10 protein-coding genes are annotated in these 6,343 nt (G+C 67.3%); 2 read left to right on the forward strand and 8 right to left on the reverse strand.

Features of this window, described 5'->3' with window-relative positions; translation table 11 throughout:
- Positions 1-166: 166 nt before the first annotated feature.
- Positions 167-850: a site-specific integrase gene (locus J5F18_RS14490; RefSeq protein ID WP_346299283.1), complete on the forward strand. Its 684-nt coding sequence runs from the start codon at positions 167-169 to the stop codon at positions 848-850.
- Positions 748-1,053, forward strand: a complete 306-nt coding sequence (locus tag J5F18_RS14495) for a tyrosine-type recombinase/integrase (RefSeq protein ID WP_346302240.1) — start codon at positions 748-750, stop codon at positions 1,051-1,053. The genes J5F18_RS14490 and J5F18_RS14495 overlap by 103 nt, the downstream gene beginning before the upstream one ends.
- 541 nt (positions 1,054-1,594) lie before the next feature.
- Here the strand turns inward: J5F18_RS14495 and bluB are convergent.
- From bluB to cbiT, 8 genes are all read right to left on the reverse strand, one after another.
- Positions 1,595-2,311 carry a 5,6-dimethylbenzimidazole synthase gene (gene bluB / locus J5F18_RS14500; RefSeq protein WP_346299284.1) on the reverse strand — a complete coding sequence of 239 codons (717 nt, stop codon included), beginning with the start codon at positions 2,309-2,311 and terminating at the stop codon, positions 1,595-1,597.
- 1 nt (position 2,312) lies between these two features.
- Positions 2,313-2,795 carry an RES family NAD+ phosphorylase gene (locus J5F18_RS14505; RefSeq protein ID WP_346299285.1) on the reverse strand — a complete coding sequence of 161 codons (483 nt, stop codon included), beginning with the start codon at positions 2,793-2,795 and terminating at the stop codon, positions 2,313-2,315.
- The gene (locus tag J5F18_RS14510) at positions 2,795-3,232 is read right to left on the reverse strand and encodes an antitoxin Xre/MbcA/ParS toxin-binding domain-containing protein (RefSeq protein ID WP_346299286.1); all 438 of its coding nucleotides are present in this window, start codon (positions 3,230-3,232) and stop codon (positions 2,795-2,797) included. Before J5F18_RS14510 ends, J5F18_RS14505 begins: the two co-directional genes overlap by 1 nt.
- 81 nt (positions 3,233-3,313) lie before the next feature.
- Positions 3,314-3,919: a cob(I)yrinic acid a,c-diamide adenosyltransferase gene (gene cobO, locus J5F18_RS14515; RefSeq protein ID WP_346299287.1), complete on the reverse strand. Its 606-nt coding sequence runs from the start codon at positions 3,917-3,919 to the stop codon at positions 3,314-3,316.
- Position 3,920: 1 nt separating this feature from the next.
- Positions 3,921-4,691 (reverse strand): precorrin-6A synthase (deacetylating), encoded by a 771-nt coding sequence (cobF, locus tag J5F18_RS14520; protein ID WP_346299288.1) that lies wholly within the window; start codon positions 4,689-4,691, stop codon positions 3,921-3,923.
- Positions 4,688-5,482 (reverse strand): precorrin-4 C(11)-methyltransferase, encoded by a 795-nt coding sequence (cobM, locus tag J5F18_RS14525; protein ID WP_346299289.1) that lies wholly within the window; start codon positions 5,480-5,482, stop codon positions 4,688-4,690. Before cobM ends, cobF begins: the two co-directional genes overlap by 4 nt.
- Positions 5,479-5,787, reverse strand: a complete 309-nt coding sequence (locus J5F18_RS14530) for a cobalamin biosynthesis protein (protein ID WP_346299290.1) — start codon at positions 5,785-5,787, stop codon at positions 5,479-5,481. Before J5F18_RS14530 ends, cobM begins: the two co-directional genes overlap by 4 nt.
- A partial coding sequence (gene cbiT, locus J5F18_RS14535; RefSeq protein WP_346299291.1) for a precorrin-6Y C5,15-methyltransferase (decarboxylating) subunit CbiT occupies positions 5,784-6,343 on the reverse strand: 560 nt, incomplete at its 5' end. The genes cbiT and J5F18_RS14530, both read right to left, overlap by 4 nt.

Here is a 6,343-nt window from a genome sequence, read left to right on the forward strand (position 1 = left end):
TATCTGACAGCTGATGGCGGATTTTCCAGGCCTGACGGAAGTCAGGAATGACCGATAAATGGTGCATCAATGAAGGCGTCAGCATGAGGGCCATCCGTGAAAAAATGCATTAGCGTTTCACGGTAGGCGGATTTCGATTGCCCTACAAGCCCCGTCGTAGAGCGGTTTGTCGTGCATTTTCCCTGCCGCGCTTGTACAGGCCTACTTCGCCGAGTATCTGACCCAGCAACGAGCGCTCAGTCCGCAGACCGTCGCCGCCTACCGCGATGCTTTTGTGCTGTTCCTCGAGTTCGCACAGTCCCGACTGGGCAAGCTGCCCGTCGCGATCGCGCTTGCGGACATGACGCCAGAGTTGATCACGGCGTTCCTCAATCATCTGGAACAGCAGCGCCATAACTGTGTGCGCAGTCGTAACGCCCGCTTGGCTGCGTTGCGGTCATTCCTCAAGTTCGCCGGCCGCCGGGATGTGTCGTCCCTTCAGGTGGTCGAACATGCGCTTGGCATCCCCATGAAGCGTTTCGAGCGCCCCATGTTCAGCTATCTATCCCGGGAGGAAATGCTGGCCGTGATCGACGCGCCCGATGAAACCTGGATCGGCCGCCGTGACCATGCGATGTTCCTGCTGCTCTACAATACGGGCGCGCGCGTGTCCGAGATCACCGCCGTCAAGGTCGGCGATGTGGTGCTGGAGGATCGTGCCGCGTGCGTTATCTACTCGGCAAGGGCCGTAAACAGCGCAGCGTTCCACTGTGGCGCTCGACGGTCAGGACCCTACGCGCGTGGCTGCGGCAGAATCCTCAGTTCGAAGCAGAATCCCCGTTGCTGCCCAATCAGCACGGGCATGCGATGACGCGCACCAACGTCGCTCTCCGGCTGGCCTTGGCGGTGCAAGCCGCGACCCGGTCCCATCCGGATCTGGGAAAGCGCCAGATCTTGCCACACGTCATTCGGCATACCACAGCGATGCATCTCCTGCAGGCCGGCGTCGACATCAGCGTCATCGCTCTCTGGCTGGGCCACGAAAGCCCGGTGACGACCCATCGAATGCGTTGAGGCCGATCTGGCCATGAAGGAGCGTGCATTGGCCAGGACCCACGAACCCGACACCAGATTCCAACGCTACCGGGCCCCTGACTCACTCATCGACTTCCTAAAGACCCTGTGATTATGGAAAGGCCGCTCCGCACGCCAACCGCCGCGCTCCGCCGGTTGGTATGCGGTGTCTCACGCCACTTTCCATAACCGAGGACTTTGCATAACGACCCTTATGGAAAGCTTTCCATAAGGGTCGATATCGGCCAATCGCAAGCTCCCTGCCCTACTCCGGTATGGATTTTCCGATCTGTGGGCACGCTACCGCCGGGCAGTACCGTTTGGCGCCGCCATCTTGCTACGGGCCGCCAGAGTCGCCAAATAGAGACATCAGCATCCTGTCCGGACACACCCAGTAACACTCAGACTAGTAAAGGTGGATTAGGCTTGCCCACTCGAATCTTGAGTTTTCTCATGCCTCACGGCTTGGAGGGCTGATCCGCTTCCACAGGCTGTTGCTTTATCGGGTGTTGAGGATGCGGCTCCTGGATCATCAGAGGGGTCAGGCATCGCCCTCGCCGAGGTGGTCGATGGCCCGTGCCAGCCGGGTGTCGGTCGGTAGCTCTCCCCAACCGCTGCCATGCACCCGGTCGCGCAGGGGCAGGCGTTGTCGCCAGCCGGCCCGGGCCAGTTCGGGTTGATCGAGGAAGTCGTCCACATAGCCCAGGCACAGGTAGGCGAGCGGATAGACCGAGGCCGGCAGCCCCAGCACCTCGGCCAGCTCGGCCGGGTCGAGGATGCTGACCCAGCCCACGCCGATGCCCTCGGCCCGCGCCGCCAGCCACAGGTTCTGGACCGCCAGGCAGGTGCTGAACAGGTCCGTGTCGACGATACTGTGACGCCCCAGCACATGCTCGCCGCCGCGCGCCCGGTCGCAGGTGATGCAGAGGTTGAGGGGGCTCTCCAGGATGCCTTCCAGCTTGAGGCGTCGATAGAGCCGCCCGCGCTCGCCGGTATGGCAGTCGGCCGCCCTGGCGTTCTCGCGCTCGAAGATCCGGTGCACCCGGCCTCGCACCTCGAGGCTATCGATCACCAGGAAGTCCCAGGGCTGCATGAAGCCCACCGAAGGCGCATGGTGGGCGGCCTCCAGCAGGCGGGCCAGCACCCCGGGGGGAATCGGGTCCGGCAGGAACTGGGCGCGCACGTCCCGACGCTCGTGGATGGCACGATAGACCCCGGCCCGCTGGGCTTCCGGGAAGGCGTGATCGGGACGCGGCATGCTATGGCTCCTTGAACACTCGGGGATTGTAGGTCGCCGGGATCGACTCGATGAGCTGCAGGCGCATGATCTCCTCATGCCGAGGGTTCACGACGGCGATCGGCTCCAGCCCGCCGGGCACGGCGCAGCTCGGCACCTTCAGGATCAAGCCGCTCCTGGCACGGAGCCACTCGGAGCCGAGGGTCTGGGTAGCCACCGGGTAGGGGAACGCCGCCCAGCCCTTGGGCAGGGACGCCACCTCCCGGGTTTCCATCGAGGCATCCTCTGCCTCGTAGACCCCCAGACGGTAGGAGGCCGGCACATGGCGCGGCGAGGGCAGATAGTGGCTCATCTCCAGCATCGCCAGGCTGGGCGAAGTGGCGAAGTAGAGCACCGGATCACCGGGCAGGTTCCAGCGACCACCATCGCGATAGCTGGCGCCGGTGCCGGTATAGACCTCGAGGAAGCGCTCGGGAGCGATGCGGTAGAGCACCGCCTTCGCCATCAGCTGAACTCCCCGTACTCGATCTTGCGCAGGGCCTCCCTGACCAACTGACGCCCCTGAAAGGTGTCACAGAGCGCCAGGGGTGTTTCACCGGCCAGGGCGGGTATGGGGCTGTTCAGCCAATCGGCAGCCAGCGCCGGGTCGCCGAACACCTCGTTGGCGAAGTGGATCAGCCGCAGGGCATCCAACACCTCTTCACTCTCGGTGCGGCTCAGGGCGGCCCGCTTGTAGTAGCGATGGAGATTGCCCGAGGTGGTCTCGAGCAGGGTCACGAACATCTCTCGTGCCTCCCGGGTGTTGCCCAGGGCGGCAATCGCGTCCTTGATCACGCTGCCGGGCACCCCCCGGCGGACGGCACGGATGAACTCCGCCTTGTCGTCGAAGACGGCAGGCGGCAGCACACGGGCCACGACGTCTCGAAGCTGGGCGGTGGACATTGGCGATCCCTCCACGGGTACGGGCATACCCCCATCATACTTCACGATGAAGCAGACACCACTTCTTTATGATGCCACCCCCTACAGCTCGATACCCTTCTGCGCCTTGACGCCCTGCTCCTTGAAGGCGTGCTTGACCACCTTCATCTCGGTGACGGTATCGGCCAGCTCGATCAGCGCCTCGGGGGCGTAGCGGCCGGTGACGATGGCGTGCTGCATGGGTGGCCTGGCCTGGAGGTCGTCGAGTACCCGGTCGAGGTTCAGGTACTCATAGCGCAGGGCGATATTGAGCTCGTCGAGCAGCACCATATCGAAGCTCGGGTCCTTCAGCATGCGGCTCGCCACCGCCCAGGCCGCCTCGGCGGTCTTGACGTCCCGCTCCCGGTCCTGGGTGTCCCAGGTGTAGCCCTCCCCCATCACGTGGTACTCCACGTTCGGCAGGTTGCGGAAGAACGCCTCCTCGCCGGTGCTGAAGGCGCCCTTGATGAACTGCACCACCCCCACCTTCATGCCGTGGCCCAGCGCCCGGGCCAGCATGCCGAAGCCGGAGCTGCTCTTGCCCTTGCCGGGGCCGGTGAGCACCAGCAGCACGCCCTGCTCCTTGTCGGCGGCCTCGATGCGCTCGTTCATGATGCGCTGCTTGATGGCCATGCGCTCGGCATGGCGCTTGGGATCGACCTTCTTCATTTCACTCTCCAGCACTCACTTTCCGTAATAGATAGATGTCCATGATCCAGCCATGTTGCTCACGCAGGGCGGCACGCCGCTCGAGGATCGCCGCGGCCACCTCCGCCAGCCGGCCGTCGATCAGCCGCTGCTTGTCCATGCCCAGGTAGGCCCCCCACCAGATATAGAGGCCCTCGGGCGGCAGTGCCTGGAAGGCGCCGCCGCTATCGAGCATCACCGCCACGCTCGCGGCATCGCTCGGCCAGCCGCGCTCGCGCAGCCGCCGGCCGGTGGTGATCTGCACCGGCTCGGCCAGTGCATTGAGGGGGATACGGTGCGCGGCGGTCAGCACCTGCAGGCTGGTGATGCCCGGCACCACTTCCACCGCCACCTCGCCATCCGTTCGGGAACCCAGCCTCCCGGCGATACGCAGGCTGCTGTCGTAGAGCGACGGATCCCCCCAGATCAGCAGGCCGACCCGCCCGCCCTCCGGCAGATGGGTCGCCATCAGTTCCCCCCAGACGGCGGCGATGGCCCCGTGCCAGTCGTCCACCGCGTCCAGGTAATCGGCGCGGGTCTCGCGGCGCGGCAGGTCGAACTCCACCACCCGGGTCCGGGACGACGCCTCCAGCAGGTTGCGGCACAGCAGCCGGCGCAGGTCGATCAGGTCCGAGGTGGCCTCCCCCTTGCGCGGCAGCAGGATCAGGTCCGCCTCGTTGAGCGCCCGCACCGCGGCCAGGGTGACATGCTCGGGATTGCCCGTGCCGATACCGATCAGCGAGAGCCGAATCATACGGCGCCACCCTCGCCGGCGGCGAAGGGCGAGTCCGCCGACTGGGGCCGGAAGCGGCGGTCGTAGCCGACCGCATACAGGCGGCTCTCCTGGAAGTCCTGGCTGTCCAGCACCGGGCCCACCAGGATCAGCGCGGTGCGCTGCAGGGCGTCATCGACCAGGGCCTCCACCGTCGCCAGGCGCCCCCGCACCACCCGCTCGTCGGGCCAGCTGGCCCGCCAGACGATGGCCACCGGGCAGTCGGCGCCATAGTAGGGCGTCAGCGCCTCCACCACGTATTGCAGGTTGTGGATGGAGAGGTGAATGGCCAGGGTGGTGCCGCTCCTGGCGAAGTTGGCCAGGGTCTCGCCGTCCGGCATGGCGCTGGCCCGCCCCGGGGTGCGGGTCAGCACGAGCGACTGCGCCACCCCCGGCAGGGTCAGTTCCTGGCCCAGGGTGGCGGCGGCCGCGGCGAAGGCCGGCACCCCCGGGGTGATGGTGTAGGGAATCGCCAGCTCGCGCAGCCGGCGCAACTGCTCACCCATGGCGGACCACACCGACGGATCGCCGGAGTGCAGCCGGGCGACATCTAGGCCCGCGGCGTGGGCGGTACGCATCTCGGCGATGATCTCGTCGAGGGAGAGCGGCGCGGTGTTGACGATGCGGGCGCCATCCGGGCAGTGCGCCAGGATCTGTTCGGGCACCAGCGAGCCCGCATAGAGGCACACCGGGCAGGAAGCGATCAGGTCCCGGCCCCGCAGCGTCAGCAGGTCCGGCGCCCCGGGGCCGGCACCGATGAAGTGGATGGTCATGTTGAGTCTCCTTTCGCCAGTGCCGCGGTGGCCAGCAGGGCCACCGCCTCGGCGACGCTGCCGGTGCCCCGGGCCGCCAGGCTATGCCGGGAGCGGGTCAGGGTGGCCGCCTGGGGCAGGTCGCCCTCCGCCACCCCCACCACGGGGATGCCGTGCTCTCGGCCCAGCGCCTCCACCAACGGCAGCATCGCTTGCGTGGCGGCCAGCCGATCGACGCGGCCGTGCTGTGCCTCGAGCCGCGCCAGCGCCTCGATCAGCGAGGCCAGCCGTGCCGCGCGGCGAAAGCCGAAGCCCGCCACCCTCATCGGCTGACCCGCCACTGCACGATGGGATAGCCGGCCTGCCAGCCCCGCCGGGTGCCGAGGGAGGCGGCGCTGGCCAGCTCGATGCGCAGCAGCTCGCCGCCGACCCGCCGGTGCCACGCGGTCAGCAGGGCCTCGGACTCCAGGGTCACCGCATTGGCCACGATCCGCACCCCGGCCGGCAGGCGCAGCCACAGCGCCTCCAGCAGCGCCTGGGACAGCCCGCCGCCGATAAAGACCGCCTCGGGCGGCGGTGCTTCGGCCAGGGCACCCGCTTCCAGCATCGCCACGGCATCGCCCGCCACCACCTCGAACCAGTCGACGCCGAGGTCATGGGCATTGCGGCGTGCGCGGGCTGCCCGCCCGGCGTCGCGCTCGACGCCCAGGGCACGGTTGTCCGGGTGGGCCAGCAACCACTCGATGGCGATGGAGCCCGAGCCGGTGCCGATATCCCAGAGCCGCTCCCCCGCCCGGGGCGCCAGGGCGGCCAGGGTCAGGGCGCGCACGGCTTGCTTGGTGATCTGGCCGTCGTGATCGAACCATTCGTCCGCCAGGCCCG

This window comes from Halomonas sp. BM-2019 (assembly GCF_017584085.1).

What these genes read in the sequence shown, in the direction of transcription:
- J5F18_RS14510 (WP_346299286.1), bottom strand. Translation starts at nt 3,232, where the DNA reads ATGTCCACCGCCCAGCTTCGAGACGTCGTGGCCCGTGTGCTGCCGCCT.
- cobO (WP_346299287.1), bottom strand. Translation starts at nt 3,919, where the DNA reads ATGAAGAAGGTCGATCCCAAGCGCCATGCCGAGCGCATGGCCATCAAG.
- J5F18_RS14530 (WP_346299290.1), bottom strand. Translation starts at nt 5,787, where the DNA reads ATGAGGGTGGCGGGCTTCGGCTTTCGCCGCGCGGCACGGCTGGCCTCG.
- J5F18_RS14505 (WP_346299285.1), bottom strand. Translation starts at nt 2,795, where the DNA reads ATGGCGAAGGCGGTGCTCTACCGCATCGCTCCCGAGCGCTTCCTCGAG.
- bluB (WP_346299284.1), bottom strand. Translation starts at nt 2,311, where the DNA reads ATGCCGCGTCCCGATCACGCCTTCCCGGAAGCCCAGCGGGCCGGGGTC.
- cobF (WP_346299288.1), bottom strand. Translation starts at nt 4,691, where the DNA reads ATGATTCGGCTCTCGCTGATCGGTATCGGCACGGGCAATCCCGAGCAT.
- cobM (WP_346299289.1), bottom strand. Translation starts at nt 5,482, where the DNA reads ATGACCATCCACTTCATCGGTGCCGGCCCCGGGGCGCCGGACCTGCTG.